The sequence below is a fragment of the Bifidobacterium sp. LH_449 genome (assembly GCF_056356755.1).
This window is the reverse complement of record NZ_JBKEUV010000011.1, coordinates 1-19,471: the sequence shown is the minus strand read 5'-3', so window position 1 is coordinate 19,471 and position 19,471 is coordinate 1. Positions and strand designations below refer to the sequence as shown.

General features: G+C 61.3%; 12 protein-coding genes and 1 pseudogene. 4 read left to right on the top strand and 9 right to left on the bottom strand.

From position 1 onward, the window contains the following. Positions 1–77: 77 nt before the first annotated feature. On the bottom strand, positions 78–4,787 hold the full coding sequence (locus AC1AX7_RS08300) for an LPXTG cell wall anchor domain-containing protein (RefSeq protein WP_476509611.1): 4,710 nt from the start codon (positions 4,785–4,787) through the stop codon (positions 78–80). Between the two features lie 738 nt (positions 4,788–5,525). Between AC1AX7_RS08300 and AC1AX7_RS08295 the strand changes: the two genes are divergently transcribed. Next, positions 5,526–5,762 carry a nuclear transport factor 2-like protein gene (locus tag AC1AX7_RS08295; protein WP_476509610.1) on the top strand — a complete coding sequence of 79 codons (237 nt, stop codon included), beginning with the start codon at positions 5,526–5,528 and terminating at the stop codon, positions 5,760–5,762. A 225-nt stretch (positions 5,763–5,987) separates the two neighbouring features. Here AC1AX7_RS08295 and AC1AX7_RS08290 read toward each other — a convergent pair whose 3' ends face one another. The 5 genes and pseudogenes from AC1AX7_RS08290 to AC1AX7_RS08270 form a co-directional block, all read right to left on the bottom strand. Beyond that, positions 5,988–6,479, bottom strand: coding sequence for a PIN domain-containing protein (locus AC1AX7_RS08290; RefSeq protein ID WP_476509609.1), 492 nt, complete (start codon positions 6,477–6,479; stop codon positions 5,988–5,990). A gap of 91 nt (positions 6,480–6,570) precedes the next feature. Then, positions 6,571–6,960: a helix-turn-helix domain-containing protein gene (locus tag AC1AX7_RS08285; protein WP_476509608.1), complete on the bottom strand. Its 390-nt coding sequence runs from the start codon at positions 6,958–6,960 to the stop codon at positions 6,571–6,573. Positions 6,961–7,667: 707 nt separating this feature from the next. Continuing rightward, complete coding sequence (locus tag AC1AX7_RS08280) at positions 7,668–8,000, bottom strand: WhiB family transcriptional regulator (RefSeq protein ID WP_476509607.1); 333 nt, start codon at positions 7,998–8,000, stop codon at positions 7,668–7,670. 104 nt (positions 8,001–8,104) lie between these two features. Then, positions 8,105–8,434 carry a hypothetical protein gene (locus AC1AX7_RS08275; RefSeq protein WP_476509688.1) on the bottom strand — a complete coding sequence of 110 codons (330 nt, stop codon included), beginning with the start codon at positions 8,432–8,434 and terminating at the stop codon, positions 8,105–8,107. 684 nt (positions 8,435–9,118) lie between these two features. After that, a pseudogene (locus tag AC1AX7_RS08270) lies at positions 9,119–9,193 on the bottom strand (hypothetical protein); the annotation flags it as partial. Positions 9,194–10,189: 996 nt separating this feature from the next. On the opposite strand from AC1AX7_RS08270, the gene AC1AX7_RS08265 reads away from it, so the two are divergent. Together AC1AX7_RS08265 and AC1AX7_RS08260 are read left to right on the top strand one after the other, a co-directional pair. Next, positions 10,190–10,876: a hypothetical protein gene (locus tag AC1AX7_RS08265; RefSeq protein ID WP_476509606.1), complete on the top strand. Its 687-nt coding sequence runs from the start codon at positions 10,190–10,192 to the stop codon at positions 10,874–10,876. Continuing rightward, positions 10,866–11,384: an ImmA/IrrE family metallo-endopeptidase gene (locus AC1AX7_RS08260; RefSeq protein WP_476509605.1), complete on the top strand. Its 519-nt coding sequence runs from the start codon at positions 10,866–10,868 to the stop codon at positions 11,382–11,384. Before AC1AX7_RS08265 ends, AC1AX7_RS08260 begins: the two co-directional genes overlap by 11 nt. Before the next feature lie 1,931 nt (positions 11,385–13,315). Here the strand turns inward: AC1AX7_RS08260 and AC1AX7_RS08255 are convergent. From AC1AX7_RS08255 to AC1AX7_RS08245, 3 genes are all read right to left on the bottom strand, one after another. Continuing rightward, a complete protein-coding gene (locus tag AC1AX7_RS08255) occupies positions 13,316–14,287 on the bottom strand; it encodes a replication protein RepA (protein WP_476509604.1) in 972 nt (323 codons plus the stop codon). A gap of 733 nt (positions 14,288–15,020) precedes the next feature. Then, the gene (locus AC1AX7_RS08250) at positions 15,021–17,351 is read right to left on the bottom strand and encodes an ABC transporter permease family protein (protein ID WP_476509603.1); all 2,331 of its coding nucleotides are present in this window, start codon (positions 17,349–17,351) and stop codon (positions 15,021–15,023) included. 59 nt (positions 17,352–17,410) lie between these two features. Further along, the gene (locus AC1AX7_RS08245) at positions 17,411–18,103 is read right to left on the bottom strand and encodes an ABC transporter ATP-binding protein (protein ID WP_476509602.1); all 693 of its coding nucleotides are present in this window, start codon (positions 18,101–18,103) and stop codon (positions 17,411–17,413) included. A 604-nt stretch (positions 18,104–18,707) separates the two neighbouring features. On the opposite strand from AC1AX7_RS08245, the gene AC1AX7_RS08240 reads away from it, so the two are divergent. Continuing rightward, on the top strand, positions 18,708–19,471 hold a 764-nt coding region (locus AC1AX7_RS08240), incomplete at its 3' end, for an MFS transporter (protein ID WP_476509601.1).

Here is a 19,471-nt window from a genome sequence, read left to right as displayed (position 1 = left end):
GCGAGTCCGTTCGCCCTCCCATTCGTTCAGGCCACGATCATTTGCGGCCGGTCAATGGTCGGCATGAAACCAGCGGCTCAGGCGCAGCGGCTCCGCCGGCGGGTGTAGGCCAGGGCGGCGCCCGCCAGGAGCAGGCCGAGGCCGGTCAGCGCCGCGAACGCGACCGACGTGCCGGTCGAGGCCAGCGGTTTGGCGCGTGTGGCGTTCCAGTCGTCCGTCGCGGATTCCACCACGGTGTCCGTGCACAGGGTCCGCCCGTCGACGGTCACGGGACCGGTTGCGTCCTCATCCGGTTCGTCGCCGGCAGGCTTGTCTCCTTCCTCCGGCCGTTCCTGATCGGGATGCCCATCATCTCCGGGCTCGTCCGCGTTGGGATCGTCCCCCTCGTCCGCGCCATCGAACGGGTCCTCGTCGACGACGGGGCATTGGACGAGCGGGACGCCGGTCACTTGGGCGCGGTCGGTGTGGTTCTCCGTCGTGAAGCCCTTGAGGGTGCCCTTCACGTCGACCTTGTCGCCGGGCTTGAGGACCAGCGTGTCCCAGTCGTCCGGGTACACGAGGTCCACGACCGTGCCGTCGCCGACGATGGTCTCGTCGGTGAGCTTCAGGTCCTTGGCCCGGAACCATGCGCCGTCGCCGGTGTCGGGATCGGTCTTCGACGTGTTGGTGATGGTGAACACGATCGTGTCCCCGTCCTTCGCGCCCTGCAGCGCGTCCTCCGGCTCGTCGCGGTCGCCGTCCGGCCAGCCGCTGGCCTCGTCCCATTTCTCGATCGAAAGAGACGGGGTCATGTCCGGGGTCTTGGTCCACACGACGTTGGATTCCAGCGTCTTGCCGTTGTAGCGTTCGGTGAACCGGTTCTCCTGCCGGTCGGTGACCATGGCGCGCTTGACCTGGATGTATGCGCGCCATCCCTGCTCATGCGAGGTGTCCGCGGACACCAGGGACCGGTAGAGCTCGGTGGATTCGATCACGACCTCGCCGGTCGCCGGATCCAGCCCGGCGGCGAACAGGTCGCCGCCCAGTCCCGTCGGGTCGAAGCCGCTGCCCGCGATCCGTTCGCCTTTCGCGGCCAGGACCTGTCCGTCCTTGTACAGGTCGCGGGCCGTGTATACGGCCCACTGGCCGGTGAGCACGTCGGTCTGCGGGTTCAGCTGGTCGTCGATGCCCCATTCGGTGACCTCGGGGTAGGCGCGGTCCGGCGGGATGATCGACGAATCCAGCTGGTAGAGGAACGCGTTGTCCAGATAGATCGACCGGCCGTCGGCGCTGTCGCCGCCGACCTCGATCACGACGTCCTTGGCGGGGTTGATCGGCTTGAGCGGGTTGGACACCTCGTTGGTCTCCCTGCTCTGGTCGTTCTCGATCTGCGTGGCGGTGTTCCTGACCACGTAGCCGTCCTCGACCTTGATGACCGTGTACGGCAGGATCACCTGATACGACCGGCCGAGCAGCGTCTGGTCGATCGCCGGGTCCTTCAGCGGGTCGTAGCCGTCCCATTCGCTGTACTCCTTCAGGTTCCCCGGCTGCGGGTCGCCGGGGACGGTCTCGCCGGTCGCGGGGATCTCCGTGTCCACGGTCCTGGCGAACGCATAGGCCACGCCGTCGCGGATCTCGACGTTGAACCGGTCGGTCACGTCACGGCCCGTCGAGTCGAGCACTTCGACGTCCTTCGCCAGGATCTCCAGATGCCCGTCGTCGAAGTCGTCGACGATGCCCGCGCGCCACACCCGGTACGCCTGGCCGGTCTGCGTCAGGTCCAGGCTGACGACGTAGTTGCCGGTGTCGCCCAGCAGGAGGGTCTTCCCGTCGATCGACACGGTCGGATCGCCCTGCGTCTCGCTCTGGTTGTCCTCCTTGGAGGGGTCGAACTCCGGTGGCGTGTTGAACACCTCGTTGCTCGGGGTGAGGGAGTTGTTCAGGGTGAGTACCCAGTCGTTGTCGACCTTGTGGTCGGTGGGCGCGTCCTTCGCGACGGTGCCCTCGAAGCGGATCTGGATGCGCGGGTTCCCGCCCGCGCGCCATTGGCCGATGAGCTCCTGGTCGGTGACCGTCAGGCGGAACAGATGCCCGTCCGCATCCCAGGCGGTCTCGTATTCGGTCTTCGAGACGGGTTTGCCGTCCGTCAGGTCCATCATCTCGACCGTCTGCTTGTCGGGTTCCAGCCACTGGTCGTACCGGTCGGTGAACACGACCTTCCCGATCGTGTACGCGAGGTCCTGCGGCAGGTTCGGGGTGGTCAGGAGCTGGTATTCGACCTTCTGGCCCGGATACACGACCTTGCCCTGCACGCTTTCCTGCTCGCCGCCCTGCGACGCCTCGGATATGACGTCCTTCTCCACCGGCGGGATGTACCCGCAGATGTACGGCTCGTTCGTCTCGATCGTGTGGTCGTTGACCGTCTGCGAACCGCTGTTGGTCAGCGTCGCGTCCGTCGGGTCCTTCGACGCCGCCGAATCGGCGCAGAACGTCAGTTCGTCGCCCGGCTGCCTGCCGAAGTCCTCGCGGACCTGGCCGGCTCCGCCGCCGTCGGCGTAGTCGACGACGCCGGGAAGCAGCAGCGTGTACTGCATCGGCTTCGCCATGCCCTGCATCCTTTCCAGGTATTCGGGTTTCGCCGAGGCGGTCACCTTCGTGCCCTCGACCTTGATGTCGAAGTGCTCGGTCACGTCCTCGCCCTTGTTGGCGATGTCCGGGACGCTCGACTCGCGGTCCGAGGACGCCTCGGCCACGTACACCTTCACCAGGCCGGCCTTGTCCGGCCCGTCCCAGATGTAGTCGGCCTTCGTCCAGTCGTCCGTGATCTCGAACCTGAACGGCACGTCGATCGCGTCCGCGGTCCATGTCGCGTTCACCACGCTGGCGACCTTGTCCCCGTCCAGGAACTTCTGGGTGTCGCCGCCGGTCGCGTTGGTCCGGTCGGGGTCGATCACCGCCTCCCATTTGCCGGTCTCGGCGTTCATCTTCACCCAGCTCTTGTCCGGGTTCGGACGCCATGTCGGGAACTCGTGCTCATCGGTCGACGCGTCGGGTTCGTGGTTCCACTCGACGGTCGCCCGGTCCGTGACCTTCTGCCAGTCGGACGGCTTGCGGACCTTGACCTGGAAGCTCAGCTCGTACTCGTGGTCCAGGGGCAGCTCGCCCTGCTCCTTGGAGTGCGTCGCGGTCACGGTGTTCGCCGTCTTGTCCCATTCGATCGTGAAGGTGCCGGACACGTCCCTGCCGTCGTCGGTCCTGTCGACCAGTCTGATGTCGTCGATCTCGTAGTCCACGCCGTTCGGTTCGATCCGGTCGGTGATGGTCATCTCCCAGCCGCCGCGGCCGGTGCCGGTCGTGATCGTGGTCCGGTTGTCCATCGAATCCGCGCTCACGCCCTCCTCGATCGTCTTCTCCGGAGCGGGCGGCGGGACCTCGCTGATGCGGAACGTCTCCGCGGGGTCGCGGTCGGGGGTGTCCATCCCCTCCTCCATGTCCTCCTGCTGTTCGATCGACACGTCCACCCAGTAGGTGCCGGCCTGCCAGTGCGTCATCCCGAAATCCGACGGGCTGAAGTCCGGGGTCGTGGTGTCCCCGTCCGTGCTCACCTTCATCCGGATCGTCGCCGACGCCGGAGCGACGTAGTCGTTGCCGTCGTAGTGGGCGGTCACGGTCGCGTCGACCTCGACGCCCGGCCCGCCGCTCAGATGGATCACGTCCCGGAACGGGTCGACGCTCCCGTCACGCAGGTCGGACGGCGCTTGGATCGTGGTCGACCCGGTCAGCGTGTATCCCTTCGCGCCGACCGTTTCGGACGGCTCGTTGTCCGGGGTGTCGACGGCCGCCGACATCTCGCCCTGCTTCGGCACCTGCACGTCGAACCAGTAATTGCCCTTGTGCCAGTATTCGAACCCGAAATCGGACGGCGTGAACTCGGGGGACGTGGTGTCCCCGTTCGATGTGATCGTCACCTGCTTCGCCGCCTGCCGCGCGTCCTGGTCCTCGTTCCCGTCGAAATGCAGGGTCACCGTCGCCTGGAGGCTCTCCTTCGTGCCGTCGGACGCTTCCGCGTGGATCACGTCCTTCAACGGCGTCGTCGACCCGGCCGTGAACCCGTCCGGGGCCTGCGCCGTCGTCGTGATCGTCAGGTCATATGCGGGATCGGCCGGCTCGTACTGATTGAGCGCGATCACGACGATCGTGCCGGTGGACTGGCCGTTCGCGTAGTCGGGCGCCCACTGGTCGGCGAGGGAGTCCACGCTCGTGCCCGGCTGGTCCGCAAAAATATCGCTGGTGTGATATTCCTTACCGTTATTGCGATAAGGACCATTCTGTGCGACGATCTGGTTCCATGCGTCCATCCAGATGCCGTGGTCCGCGCCCGCCTCATAGCCGAACTGGTTGCCTTTCGAGCTTTGCGCGCCGACGGCGCCCACGGCCACCACACGGCATTGCGCCTGACCCGCCTGGTCCGGATGGGCTTCGTCGAATCGTGCCGAGCAGTTCGCGTTCGCTTCCGCCGTCGCCTCGGCGATCCAGTCGTCGGCATGGCCCTCGAGGCGGGGCCAGTCCATCTCGAGTGCTTTACGGGTGCTGGCGGGATCGGACGCGGGACCGAAACCGCCGTCGTTGTTGTCCTGGTATCGCCAGGTCAGATACATGTCGGCGGTGCCGGCCGGGACGCCGCCCCCGGCGTTACCTCCCCCACCGCCGTACAGTTCGATATCGTTCGCATAAGCCGTCGCCCCTCCTGCAACCAGGCTGGCCATGACAGCAGCCGCGACGATTTTACATATATGCTTGCAGCTCATATCCCTGGGCCTTCCAATGATTCATTCCCCTCCTCATGCCAAGAGGACGAGGACGCCTGTCTGCCTCGACAGGCCAACCGGCCCCATGTCCCATGAGAAGCAGCCACCGGATGTGACCATCTCCATTAGAACCCCGTTCCCGCCATGCCGGTTTGGACAAAGCGGCATCCCGTATCACGCTACGCTGCGCCGCCTCACAATCGTCATCAAGGCGACCGGTTCCGCCGTCTCGCCGACGACCATGCCCATCTGGCGGAATGCTCCAGGACTGTCCGCTGTGAAAAATGGACTCTTCCCCGTTTACCGTTGCATATGAAATTTCATCGGCGACCGATGCTCCGACATCCCATCGGGGTCAACGATATAAACGGCATCACAGATATCTATTGTTCTATAATGCGCTGCCGCAGATCGTTACGGTTTTGATTCCGGCCACTTCCTCCAGCATGAATTTCCTTCGGGTCACGGCGATCCCCTTGAAAGGATTGTGCCTTCACGAGGGTTTCGGGACGCCGGCCGTCCGTCAAATCCCATAAAGGCCGAACACGGCTTCAAAGCTTCGCCGATTCGAAAGCCCGCCGATCCGACAAGGCCGGCATGATGATTGCGACGGCGGGTTATTGCCCAAGACGAGTGATGCACCAGTCAAAAAGCACACCAGTCAAAAAGCCGGAAATCAGCCGGGATCGGTCTTGAGAATTACGTATCCATGAATATCGGCTTGGAGGTTTTCATCATATGGAAGAGCGAGAAAGAATCATCCGTCTATGGTTCGGCATGTGGATCAATCAACAGGATTCAGGAATAGATGATATCTTCGCGGACGATGTCGTCTATACCGAAAGCTGGGGGCCTGAATACGAAAACAAGGAACTGGTGAAGCGCTGGTTCAATGAATGGAACACCCGCGGGAAAGTTCTTATATGGGAAATCAAGCAATTTTTCCATAAAGATGACCAGACCGTTGTGGAGTGATACTGCATGAGATGAGTGTCTTGCTGGTGTGATCGCTGCAAGCGAATTGGCCATGCTCACGATCGGCGGCCGCCTGATTGTCATCCGCCGACGCGTCGCAGGCTTCCACGCCGCATACGTCGGAAAGACGGCCGGTAACAGCCGCGCCTGACCGGCGTGAAGCGTCCGTCCGACCGGCCTGTCGGACGGACGGACAAAGCACGCCCCATCAACGGGGCGGGCCTTTTATTCCTCTTCGAGGAACACTTCGGCGTCCGGGGTGGTGTGTTCCTCGATCAGTGCGGCGAATCGTTCGTCGCCGATTAGCCGGAGGTGTTCGATCTCCTCGCGCATGGTGCGTGGGGGCCGTATCTTCGACGCGACAAGCGCATGCATGACCGTCATGGCCTCCTCCGGATCGATAGCGAACAGCTCGCACAGCAGATCGTCCGGGGAGACGGCGCGCAACCCGTACGGAGCGAGGACGGGTTCCGGGAAGTGCTTGAGGTTCCATGTGGCGATCACATCGGCCCGTCCAGTCACGGCGGCGGCAAGGACGTGCCGGTCGTCGGGATCCGCGAGCCGAATCGAGTTCTCCAGCGCTTCCCATCCGCGGACCCTGGCGTCCGGGGAGGCCGCGTCGACCAGACGCAGGTAGCGGTCCACGCCAGAGGCAGCGAAACGTCCCCATACCTTGGGCAGGTGCTCGTGTACCTCCGCCAGAATAGGTCGGACCACAGGGGCTCGAAGAATTCGGAGTCGGCGAACGAAAGCAGCAGGTCGACGGTCCACGTCTGAAAGAACACGTTCGCGTCGAGTAGCGCGCGCATCATCTGCGCGTCCCCGCGGCGGCGGAATCGTCGTAAGCGCCCATGTCATAGGCGATGTCCCGGGCCTGTTCGAGCAAGTCGTGGCGGCGGTCGCGCCGCGTCTTGTAGGCAAGCACGTCGCGCATCTCCATCATGCGGTGTCCGGTCCCGCCGTTGCGGTAGCAGGGGATGCGACCGGCGTCCAGCAGGCGGGCCACCGTTTTGGCACTGATCCCGAGGATCCTGGCGGCCTCGCCGGTGCCGATAGGGCGCGCGTCCGGGGACAGCGCGTCGGCAGCGAGCATAGCCGCGTTGAACTCCTCCTCGGTCAGCTCGTAGGTCCTTCCGTACCCCTGGAGCGCGAACCGAGCCCCGGCCGGCGCGGGCGTATCAATCAATGACAGCGTCATCGTTCGTCCTCCTTGCGTATTCAGATACCCACCATCATGCGGCAAACGGACAAAACGGACAAGATGGTCCGTTTGCGCGTCCGTCCACAACACGGCGAGTCCATCGGATGATGATAAGGCTGGTTGTTTTCCGATCATTGGAGGTTGGCATGGATCATGTCGAGCAGTTGTACGGTTTCATGGGGGGCCGAGGCACCGAGCGCGGCGGCCCGGCGAAGGCCAGGCGAGGTTCCATCTAATCGCTACGAGGTTGGACGACGGCGCGGATACAGCCGCGCCCAATCAGGGCGGGCTGCGGGTGGGCGCGCCGTACGCGTCCTGGACTGTCGTTAAAGCAGCGTCACGCTTTCGTCATATCAAATGCGCCGCCCAGGACTCGCGACCAACAATCACCCACGATGGTGACCCAAACTATCGAACCATTACTATGCATGAAAAGCGCGTTCAATAATTCCATCGCTATTCGCTCTCTCGAGACCATGGAAGGAGTCATATAGCGCCCATCAACATCGCGAAGCCGACAACCACCGAACATTTAGGATGGTCATGAACAATCGCCCTTTTTCAACACCGCATCAACAAAAACGACAGGAATCCCAGGAAAGCCGCGACGCCGCCAAAATGCAAGGCAGCCAAGGACAGATCATGCAATGAACTATTTTCCCTCACCGCCAGCAAATTCCGCCCTGCGACCGCGATTGAATCAGCTAGCCCAAAGACTTCGACGATTCATTGTCCTTGCGACGCGAGATTCGTTTGCGCTCACGCCAATACCGCCGTTCCATGGCAGACAGAAGTCCGGGCCATTCGGCATGCTCATCGAGCCATGCGCTTACACGCCACTCCGGCACATGATGCAGACGAACGGTCGGCTGACCGGGCTGCAGATCATCGTTGATCAATGCAGCGAGCATGACGCGACGACGGTAATCCAGACCTCCGATGATGCTGTCGTCCTTCCAACCGCGAGTCAATGCGACAGCAAGACAGCGGGACCGAAACGGGCACCGCCCGCATAGCATACGTGCACGTTCACGCATCTCATTATCCACTTCGTCGTGGTCGCCGATTGAAACGGTCCCCCACATGCGATCGGCCAGATCTGGGTTTTCAAAAGCGATCTGTACGCATATCCCCACACCTTTCATATCGTCTCCCGACTCGAACGAATCCGCCGTTCCAAATCGAAAATCCATACGTTGTCGTTGGAGCAGCCTTGATTGTTCATGCCGTCCGCCACTTCGGGCCCCCAGAGCAGACGCCGTTTGAGGTCCGGCTCCGCAGCCTTCAAAATCAAACTCGATTCCAACAGGCGCCGTACATGAGGACAATCCGGCGAATGCCGATGCTTTCCGACATGGATTGCCTCTGAGTTCCGTTGCCTTCGTTCGATCTGATTTCCCCCGAGGTCAGGGCACACGCCGATGCGCATGTCGTCTGACAGCTCGTCCCAGCAAACGGCCAGTCGACGCATCGAACGGATTCTTTTCGCCCACCAGACGCTCCCGACCGCAAACCGTACCGCCTCACGAATGCTTGACTCCGGAGATTGGTCTCCCTGCGCGGACAGACGACGCATCAGGTTTGACAACGCGCGCCTATCACGTTTCGTCGCCGCAGGCGTCGTCAATCCTTTCGAGGAGCGGACGCCCGCCAAGAAACGGATGCACGCATCGACGTCTGAGATACCCTCTCCCCCACGGTCAAGGATTCCCGTATCGCATGCCACCCCCGTCCTCCGCCCTGAAGCACCGTCCGTCTTTTCCACTGCTGGCGTCTCCCCGTCTTCGGGGAGATGCCCCGTAGGGGCAGAGGGGATATTACGTACCAGGGACGTACTGTAGTTCATCTGCTGAGCCGGGGGGTAGTTCATAGCCGTGACCCCCGGCCTGCTGCCGGATGGTCCTTCACAGCTGACCACGTCCGTTTGCCCGCCCGTCTCGCCCTTCATAGCCGGGCGATTGTCCGGCCATGAATCGACACCGGCGGATCTGACGATTCTTTTCGAACAATCCACACGGTTTTCCAGGCACAGATCCCATACAACCGGTCGGTGCCCATCACTGAAGTGGGAAACCCGACTCTGATCTCCGCGACGTATTAGGCCGTTTGACTCAAGCCATGCCAAATGTCTTTTGACCGTGCTCACGCTGCAGCGGCACCATTCAGCCAGACGTCGTTGTGTCGGATGCGCGTCGCGACCGTATTCATCGGCAACGTTCGCCAAGCACATCAGCAGCCGTTCCGCTCCGTTATGACGCGCGTCCACCGGAGCGAAACGCAGCGCCCAGTCCATCGCTTTCACGCTCATGACTCACACCCCCGGTCCGCGCCGCATTGCGTCGCCGCGGACTTCGACGAGGGATGGAACGCCATGGACCGACAACGTGCCTTCCCGACTCTCCACAAATCGATACGCCACGTCATACGACGTCCGGGAAACGTATGGAAATATCGAAACGAGGATGTTTTGATGAAATCATTCATTGTGATATAACTCCAAATTCAAATCACGGTCTTCGCAAGGAGCATCGCCAAGCATCGTCTTTCAAGGACATCAGCTGCGTGCGCCGTCCAGCCCCGACCACGAGACGGAGCCGCATGCTCCATGCAGGTCGCTTTCGCCGCCCATGAATCTCCGGAGACTCCGCTGCGCCGAAACGACATGGAGCCGATCGGCCTGTATTCACATAGGAAGGAAGACGAGCGCCTTTCAAAAAACAAATGCATGAAAGATTGCGACGACATCAGTGTCGATTCCGCGGGCCCGGCAAACGAATCCCTAGGATGTAACCGACCAAGTACAAGAAGAATGTGGAATCACCCTCACGCCGACGGCGTTCAAAACCGTCGCCGCACCGGCACATCAGGATGACCGCCGGACATACCGATCCTGAGGGATTCCAGGTGAAAAGGAGAAACCGTCGACATCCCGCGCCGCACAGATTCCGCTTTTCTCGCAAAACGGGTCCACGTATGGGCACAGAACCCTACACTCCGTACGTTCCACGCCACACACGCAGATGGTGAACGCGTTTACACCCAAAGGCGGCGGCGACCGAGTGCCCGTACCGCGTCGAAAAACACGTGGGCCGTCGGCCCTTTCTTGCGTCGTATGGGAAAACGTAACCGACTCTTTCATATAAAACCCCCATTGGTTGCAAGTGAATTTTCTTAGTCGAGTATATGGCAGAGAACACGAAAAAACAATCGCAAGTGACTAATCGGCATGTTGCAAGTGAATTCTATATATCATGGGAACATGCCGCAAAGAAGCTACCCATGGAGCGCCGCCGACTATGCGGCGGCAGACGTCATCGCCGAAATGCTGGATCGCACAGGAACCAAACCTCGCGATCTCGAAAAGAAGACAGGCGGACAGATTAAATACAACCGCATCCGCGACATTACGAACGCGCAGAAGGCCCCGGCGCGCATCAGCGAACTGCTGCTTATCTGCGAGGCCACAAACACCTCATGCGTACGGGCGTTCTGCGACATCATCGTCCGGACGCAATGGACACAGGAACACCGAACGGACGCGAAACTCAAATCGACCAAGGAAGGACACCACCCCACAGACCAGGAACTTTCGTCCCCTCCGCATCCACACGACGTCCTCGCGCAGATGCTCAAAATCAGTTCGGACCACCCGGACGAATACCAAATCACGATCATGCGCACGGAAGACCTGTCCGCCCTGCCGGAAAACCAACCGGGACTAACCGACGAGCAGCGGCTTTCCCTCATTCGAGAAAGACTTAAGACGATGGACCCCACGGACGCGACAACGACGCTGACCGACGACCAACTCGCTCAAGTCGTGCTGGCAAAACTCGCCAACGGCGACATGTCGCTTGTCGCGAATCGAGATCCCAATAAGTACGAAGAGATCGAAGGTGGCGATGGACGTTGAGGACTTTTTATCCGCACTAGATTCACAGCGAGGGAGAAACACCTCGACGTCTGGCAAGGACGACGGCCGCCGACTCCCCATCATCTGCGGTATGACCTACGAACAGATGTGCGCAGCCATCTCCGAACAAACACGGCTACGCATCATCAGCACCAACCTGCCGGACACCGCATGCGGGGTCTATGACGACAATCTGCAGGCTGTCGTCATAGACCCACGCATGACCGACGTACAAAAGAAATGCACGCTCGTACACGAACTGTTCCATTGGATGCACGGCGACAACGACTGCGCCGGAATCAACGGAGAACGCGCGGAACTGCGAACTCGCCGCGAGACGGCACAATTCCTCATCGACGTCAACGCCTATGCGACCGCGGAATTCGAATACGACGGGGAGACGTACCTAATGGCATGTGAATTGGACGTAACACTGGATGTACTGGAAGATTATCGTCAGCTGCTAGAGCATGAACGCCCCATCCAACGCCGCTCATCCCTCGAATGAAAACAGACGCCGCATATGCTCAAAACTTAGCGGCAATCTCCGCGAGACACCGCATGCGACCCCACGACCGAAACGTCACCGCAGCAAGCAACCCACTTCATATTCCACGGCGCACGAAGACGCACACGACGCCCCATCGAACTCACCAAGACCAACGCGCCCCACCGGTACGCCACGAAAGGCCCTGCCAGACATTCAGAACCACAAGGACTCCGCTCCACCATCCCAACAACAGCACCCCACACCAACGACAACAAAAATCATTCTTCATCCCACGTTGAAAACTTGTTTACAACCTACATTTACAAGATGTTTTCATCGCAATCATTAAAGATACTTACAACCATCACACACACCCTTTTCTCATCTAACAAACTCACGTTGAAAAAATGAAATGCACGACACCTGACAAAGGGGTGTCATCGCATCAGCTAATAATCGCACCATGCAGGCCGCCCCTGTGCGGCAGATGAAAAATGCTTCACCTTGACAGTTGACGGGGAAGAAGATTTTGTACGCATTTTTCAACTCGCGTTGAAAACATTTCCACTTTAAGCGTTGACAAACAGCAGGGTGACTTGTGGGGGAATAGGGTGCCGGCCCTCGCCGATACGCTGACTATCCTGATATAGGCCGCTTCGTAAGTAGAGTAGGGAAGTTATTCCACACCAAAGATGAGCACCGTTTTTCAACGTACGATGGCGGCATGGTTTAAACGTAGATTTCCGCATCCCAAAAATCATCCGGCAAATCACATCACATTCGCCGCCCGCACCGCGAACGAGGCATCGGTCCATGGCAAGCTCTTGGAACCCGAAAGGGCAAGGACTTAAGATGACGGGGGTCGGACTAGCTAACATTAAAATGCGATGACGCCCTTTTCTCATCGTACGTTGAAAACTGTATTATTATGCGCAGTTCCGAGCATCAATCTGATAGGACAGATATTCTTCTGGCATAAGGTTTTAAACTACCGTTTCACACCGTTTTTCAACTCACGTTGAAAAACGGTGTGAAACGTCCTTCTGAAAACCGGGAAACATTTCTTGGTTCCTATCACGATAACCATGGCAGACGTTGCAGGTCACTTTGCCAAAAAGGAAACCGAAATCGGAGATGCGACTTGAATGTTTCAAAACAGATAGCGAAATCTCAGAAAATCGGCAGGAGGACGAAACCCCAATAATCTACGGCGCCGCCATTGATCGAAGACGTGAACGCAAATCTCATGCCGTTCAAGAAATAACTTGACGCGATATCAATTACTGATAGTGGGGTTTCATCCCCCTTTGGGGAACAAATACAGTATGAACGGAACCATTCGAAAGGCGCTGCCATCTGCATTCGCACCGTCAGAAAATCGCAACCATGTCAAACTTCATGAAATTTGCCCATCTCAGCAAAGGAAGCGTAAACGGCATGAGAACAGGAGGGGGATGAAACCCCATGTTTACGTTTTACGGTAGACGGTGGAACGGAATTTTGTGGGAGACATGTGAGGTGTTGGCATAATGGGGTTTCATCCCCTTTCTTATTGCTTCCATGTTGACGCGTAAATCAAAGACAATATGTTGGTTGCATGAATTTGAGATGTGGTGGGCTATCGGACAGATGATAGAAGGTAGACGGAGGAAAACATTTATGCGATATCGTCTTGTGACTGGTCAAAGAACGTACTGCTATAAAAAAGTATAAAACTATAACACTATAAGCGACTCTGTTTTGCCTACTCGCTACAGACTTTTTGTCACATTGAGGGGGATGAAACCCCATGTCGAAGGGGATGAAACCCCATATTTAAGGGGATGAAACCCCATGTCGAGGGGGATGAAACCCCATGTCGGAGCAGTACCGTGATACCGATAGGGGATGAAACCCCCACAAGCAAGGGGATGAAACCCCAATACAGCTGAAACGACGTAACGAAACCGTCAGTCTTCCAGTTCACGTTTCGCCCGTGACGTCACTGCGGTAGGCGACGGATGCAGCACAATACCCTGTCCACGAGAAGGAACCGATACATTCACCTGCGGATATACTTTCCGGACCTTCTGAAGAGCCCGCCGGAAAATCTTCCGGAAATCCTTCATGTTACTAATGCCATCGCCAAACCGTTCATACAGCCAATCCCAACTCACCGGAAGATCGTGCCGCAGAGATTTCATGCTGCCTGTCAGCCACACGTATATGTCGTAGGGAAGCACGCTACGTCCCTCCAACAGGATTCTGCTCGCCCTCGTATCAAACGGAGCCGACTCATGTCCAAGACGCTTGTACACCTCCTCGGTCAACACGAACGTGGCACCGGAAAAGTCGGAATTACGCTCATCATCGACAAGCCGAGTCGCCTCGACAATAGGCATGTACGCAGTATCGCTTACGCGTTTCCCCGCGAACCCGGTCGTTCGGTTAATGGAGATACGGCAGGACAGCAGCAAACGCAGCTGTTCCTGCAACGCCTGTGTGGTACGTCCACCGTGCGATATTCCCATGTCCTCGCACAACTGGTAGATGCTCGGAATCGTGATGGTACGTGTCTCCGGATCAACAAACTGAGTGCGGTGGGACCCTGCGGCCCGAATTTGTTTCGCCATCCACGCCATCAGCAGGCGAGGATACTTGCCAAACGGAAACTTACGGACTCGGGCCTGCCGGTCGATGCCCGCCTCAAGGATGTATTCAAGCTGACCGTTGCTTTTGGACACGAAGTCGGTTCCGGGATCCGGCTGCGTCGACGGGAACAACGTCGAGGTCAGGATGGAATGCCCATACCATATCTCCGCGCTGTTGGGTTCCCGGCTTTCGATGTCGAATAAGGTGGCGACTTTATGCAGATCAATATCGCTGCCCACTACATCCGCGTCGAGTAACGGCTGATCCGCATCGCTTCCTTTTGCGGGCATAGGTCCTTGCCTCTCTTCGTCATTCTGGAACCATGAATGAATTCTCAGCATAGCATCCGGCCTCCGGGAAGGTCGCAAATGCTGTTTTGGCGGAGACATTTGTTTCGATGAGCGAATCGAGCCGGGGCACAGAGATGACCCCAGGCCGTGCAATCGGGTGTGTCCGCCTGCATGAGATACGGTATCGAAATAGCCGGCAGCGGAGGATGTATCGGGAATTGGGCCAGCCTCCGCCGAAAAGACTTGGTCGGGGACAGGACCAAATGTGGAATCATGGCCGCGTCTCGGCGGAATCACGCAGGTCAGGGGACGGATACCATTGAATCAACCATCCGTCACCATGACCCGGCATCACATGGGAAAGAGAAGGAAGGATGCGTCGTCGATGTTCAGGCCCGTCTGCTGTCCGAGCATGAACGGCACACAAGCGTCCGACCAAGGTGATTCCCTCTAAAACGTTACGGATTGATGACTCCGACATAGAGAGTTTTCACGATCAATCCAGGCAACGGCATCATCGTGACACAATGAGTAGCGGAATCGAAAACCACCGATGATACCGGTATATCCGGCACATCGTCCCCCACCCCCAATCGATGGACATGGCCAGAGGCCGCCTGCGCAACATGTCGGGATTGTGACAAATCGGACCAGAAGCCGGTCAATACCAACAGTCCTCCAGTATGCCGTGAAAGTCATCCAAGAACGGCGAGCCCGGGACGAGCGTGTATGCTCATGTCGGTTGGTTTTCGTCGGGTTCGGGTCGGCTGTTCCACCATGTGAGCGCGATGGTCTCGATGAGCATGACGGGCAGGGGGATGAGCCACCACCAGCCGGTGGTGCCGAATCCGGTGGACGGTGCGACGATCCATGGGTGGGAGCCGAGCCAGCCGAGCAGCAGCGCGCCCGCGCTTCCGGCCGACATGGTCACGGCCAGCGGCGTGAACAGGCGCATGAGGCGTTTCCGGCCGGCGCCGAACTCCTGGAGCGTGCGGCGCAGCCGGGTTTGTGAGTGGCGGACGGACACGGCTAGGGCGGCGAACACCAGGCCGCTGATGATGGCGGTCAGGACGGGCATGGCGATGGCCCGGGTCTGGTAGGAGCGGTAGGAGGTCGTGTCGTGTTCGGTGATGAACGCGTACCCGCACCGGTTGATGATGTCGGAGCGGATCTCGTCGCGTACGCCGGAGGCGATCGAGGGGAAGCCGGTGATGACCAGGGTGCGTTGGCTGCCGGGTGTTATGCCGAGCGTGTGAGCCTGAGGGGAGCCGACGCCCAGGACCAGGCCGGGCATCGCGTCGTCGTCGAGCAGCGGGTCCGTGCCTTCGACGTCCACCCGGGCGGAGCCGTCGATCGCCTGGCTGGCGGGGTCGATCAGGATGACGCCGGAGGCCCCGTCCGTTCCCGTCTGGTCGCTCCGGGCCGTGCCGGCCAACGGCGAGTCGGGGTCGACGAGCATGACGGTCGTCTCGTCGATGCCCGCGCCGGTGCCGCAGTCGAAGTCGTCGACGCCGCGTTGGACGACGCACTCGTAGTACGCCTGGGAGGTGGCGCGGACCAGGTGACGGGATTCGTCCGGCGCGGTGAGCACGATCGCCTTGTCCATCACGTCGGGGTAACGGCCCGCGAGGTAGTCCACGTCCTGTTCGTTCAGATAGTCGACGATGAACAGCCCGTTGTCCGCGCCGCCGGTGGCGAGCATCATCTGCCCGCTGAACCATGATCCGGCGGCCAGCAGCAGGAGCGCCAGCGCGCACGCGGGCGCGGCCAGCGCGCGCGAACGGCCCACGGCGCGGCATTGCACCGGCGTGCGCGCCAGCCAGGGCAGCGACGCCAGGAGCGCGCCCAGCGCGCATCCTCCCAGCAGCGCGCCCGCGACGCCGCCGAAGGCCCATTCGGCGGCGTGGTAGCGTCCGACCGCCACGCACGCCGCAATCAGCAGCGCCGCCGACGGTATGACGAACCAGCGCGCGGGCCGGGCCGGCGCCACGGCCATGCCGCCATGGGAGGGCCGGCGGAACAGGACCGCCCATGCGAGCGTGCACGCGCACGCCAGCACGGACGTCACGAACGCGACCGCCGACAGCGCGCCGGCGGACGCCTCCCACCGCCAGTACTGTCCGAACCATCCGCCGAACGTGCCGTGCCCCCAGGCGAACACCGCGTACCCCAGCGCGACGCCGGCCGCGGAGCCCGGCAGCGTGCAGGCCAGCATCCCGCGGAACACCGTCCACCGCGCCGCCCGCGGCGGGAACCCGCAGGCTTGCAGCGCGTCCACGACCATGCCGCCGTTGCACCGGCCGGCGCGATGGAACGCGACCGCCATCGCGGTATGCACGCACACCGCGCACAGGAACAGGACCAGCCCGTACCACCGGTAGCCGGGCAGGTCGCGGCTGCGCGCCGATTCCGACGCCCGGCGAACGGCCGCGTCGCGGTATCCGACGGCCACGCTGCCGGTCGTGGCCTCCTGCGCCACGATCCCGCCGTCGACGACCGCGGCGTCGTCGGTCAGCCACAGCCGCGCGTCCCCCAACACGCCCGGCGCGGCCACCGCCGCGGCCGTCACGGCGCCGGTGTCGGCCGGGTCGACCGTGAGCCCGACGAGCGTGTAGTCGCCGGACGCCCCGTCATCGTCGCAGCCGACGGTCACCGTGTCCCCGGGGACGGCGCCGATCTGCCCAGCCGCGGCCCGCGACAGCGCGATCTCGCCCGGGGCGTCCGCCCGTCGCCCCGCGACGAGCGTGCCGTAACGGGACGGGCCGGTCAGCAGCGTCAGATCGGCCACGGTGCTGCGCGTCCCGCCGTCCGTCCGCACGCCGAGCGAGCCACGCGCCGACGAGGAGGCGACGACGTCGCCGGAGGCCGTCCGGCCCTCCATCGCGGCGGCCAGCGCGTCGCTGCCGCCCGACACCTGGTACGCGTACCCGCCGAACCGTCCGGCCGCCCCCTCCTCCACGGCGCGCACGTACGCGTCCATGCCGTTCAAAGCCAGCACCGGCAGCATCGCCGTCGCCAGCGACACCACGAACAGCAGCACCGCCAGCCCGCGGTGCGCGCGCACATACCCGCCGGTCACACGCCCGGAGACCCGCACGGCGTCCGCCCGCCGGCCCCGCCCGGTCACGACGCCACCAGCCCGTGGTCGTGGATGCGCAGGATCCGGTCGCACCGTCCGGCCACCATCGGGTCATGCGTGGCGACGACGACGATCGCTCCCCGCTCATGCGCGATGTCGGCGAGCAGTCCGGCGACCGTCCCCGTGTTCTCCTCGTCCAACGCGCCGGTCGGTTCGTCGGCCAGGATCACGCGCGGGCGCAGGACCAGCGCGCGGGCGATCGCCACACGCTGCTGCTCGCCGCCCGACAGCTCGCCCGCCTCCCGGTCCGCGTACCCGTGCAGACGCACACGGTCCAGCAGCGCGTCCACCGAACCGGCATCCACCGCGGCGACGCCCGCCGTGCCGGGGGCCGGCCTCCGCCGACCATGGCCACGACGGTGCGAGGACGCCTCGACCGCGAGCATGATGTTGTCCCGCACGCTCAGGTACGGGACCAGCCGGTAGTCCTGGAACACGCGCATGCACACCGATCCCAACAGCTCGCCGCGGTCGATGTCGGCGACGGGCGTGCCGTCCAGCGACACCGACCCCGCATCCGGCCTGAGCGAACCGTCCATCAGCCGCAGCAGCGTCGTCTTTCCGGACCCCGACGGCCCCATCAGCGCCGTCGCCGACCCCGGCTCGAACACGGCGTCGGCCCCGTCCAGCACCACACGCCTGCCATACGAAAAACCGACGTCATCCAGCACCAACATGGCGGCTCCTTCCTCCCGAACGGGTAATGGCGCACGCTTCCACCCTCTCCGGCCGCGGACCCATCCCGGCCGCACGTCCGCCCTACGGCGCCTTGGCCTGATCGGATGCGGTGAACGGGAACACGGTCCACACGCGCGGACGGCGGACATGGCCCAAAGTGCCCTGACGACCCGCGCGAGAGAATCCGGCTTCGGCCCCATGATCGCGTCCCCCCGAATCTTCGTCGATTGGATGGAAGGGATGGCCCCCTCAAACATGGTAAATCCCTGTCGCATGACATTTCAAGGAGACGGTCGACTTCCGTCATGCGAAAACATGATTTCCCTTCAAAACCTTGCCGCCGCGGGTTCGGGCCCTGCGTCGCCTCGCCGTATGGGCGCGTCGTTCATGACGCAGGCGCCTGCCGCCATGCGGGAACGCCAGGATCCGCCGTGGGATCCAAACGGTTCGGGGGGAGTCGTCATGCCGAAACGTCATAAGCCGGCTGCGCGTCATCGTGGAGCCCTATGGGCGGGGGAACGGCCGACAGGCGGAGGAACGATTCCACGTTCCCGACCCGGGCCATATAATGACCATGAAACGGTTGCGGCATGGAAGGGAATCATGAAGACATTGCCGTCGTACCTGCTTTCGCGGGGTCTTTATTCGTTCGCGTTCGCCTCGGTTCCGGTTCTGTTGTCCACATCCGCGGCTCAGGATGGGTATAATGCGTCGGAAATAGGCCTGATCCTTGGTCTGGGCGCCCTGCCGGCCGTTTTCGGAGGGGTCCTGGCCCCGATGATGTTGCATCGGATCTCACAAAGGAGACTGTTTTCCGCCCTTACCGTCATATGGATTGTGTTGGCGGTCGTCTGCGCATTGTATTCCCGACAACGTCAGATCCCGCTTCAGGGGTATGTCGGTATCTCCTTCTTTGTGGAGTTGGCCGGGGCGGTGATGATTCCGACGATGGGCTCGTTCCTTCCCCTGATCGTTGATAAAAGCGGTCTGGCAAAAGCGAATTCGCTCCAAAGCTTCGTCCTCGGCATCTGTTCCGCCGTCGGCCCCGCCATCGTGTCGGTAAGCGTTCTGTTGTTCAACGCTTCGCTAATGTGGCTCATGCTCGCCGGGTTCATGTCCCTGTCGCTGCTTCTGCAAAGGCGTCTCCCGGAGATTCCTCCCGCGAGGCCCGATGGTCTCGGATCCGACCTACTGTCCGACTGCAGGTTTTTAATCGGGCAAAAGCCTCTGCTGCGTGTCATCGTGGGTTCGGGCCTGTGGCATTTCGTTGTATGGTCGTTGTTCATGACGCAGGGCCCTGTCGCCATGCAGGATCGTTATGACTCGCCGTGGGCGTGGGGCCTTATCCAATCGATATTCTCGGTGGG

What these genes read in the sequence shown, in the direction of transcription:
- AC1AX7_RS08300 (WP_476509611.1), bottom strand. Translation starts at nt 4,787, where the DNA reads ATGAGCTGCAAGCATATATGTAAAATCGTCGCGGCTGCTGTCATGGCC.
- AC1AX7_RS08295 (WP_476509610.1), top strand. Translation starts at nt 5,526, where the DNA reads ATGGAAGAGCGAGAAAGAATCATCCGTCTATGGTTCGGCATGTGGATC.
- AC1AX7_RS08285 (WP_476509608.1), bottom strand. Translation starts at nt 6,960, where the DNA reads ATGACGCTGTCATTGATTGATACGCCCGCGCCGGCCGGGGCTCGGTTC.
- AC1AX7_RS08280 (WP_476509607.1), bottom strand. Translation starts at nt 8,000, where the DNA reads ATGCGTGAACGTGCACGTATGCTATGCGGGCGGTGCCCGTTTCGGTCC.
- AC1AX7_RS08275 (WP_476509688.1), bottom strand. Translation starts at nt 8,434, where the DNA reads ATGCGTCGACTGGCCGTTTGCTGGGACGAGCTGTCAGACGACATGCGC.
- AC1AX7_RS08265 (WP_476509606.1), top strand. Translation starts at nt 10,190, where the DNA reads ATGTTGCAAGTGAATTCTATATATCATGGGAACATGCCGCAAAGAAGC.
- AC1AX7_RS08260 (WP_476509605.1), top strand. Translation starts at nt 10,866, where the DNA reads ATGGACGTTGAGGACTTTTTATCCGCACTAGATTCACAGCGAGGGAGA.
- AC1AX7_RS08255 (WP_476509604.1), bottom strand. Translation starts at nt 14,287, where the DNA reads ATGCCCGCAAAAGGAAGCGATGCGGATCAGCCGTTACTCGACGCGGAT.
- AC1AX7_RS08245 (WP_476509602.1), bottom strand. Translation starts at nt 18,103, where the DNA reads ATGTTGGTGCTGGATGACGTCGGTTTTTCGTATGGCAGGCGTGTGGTG.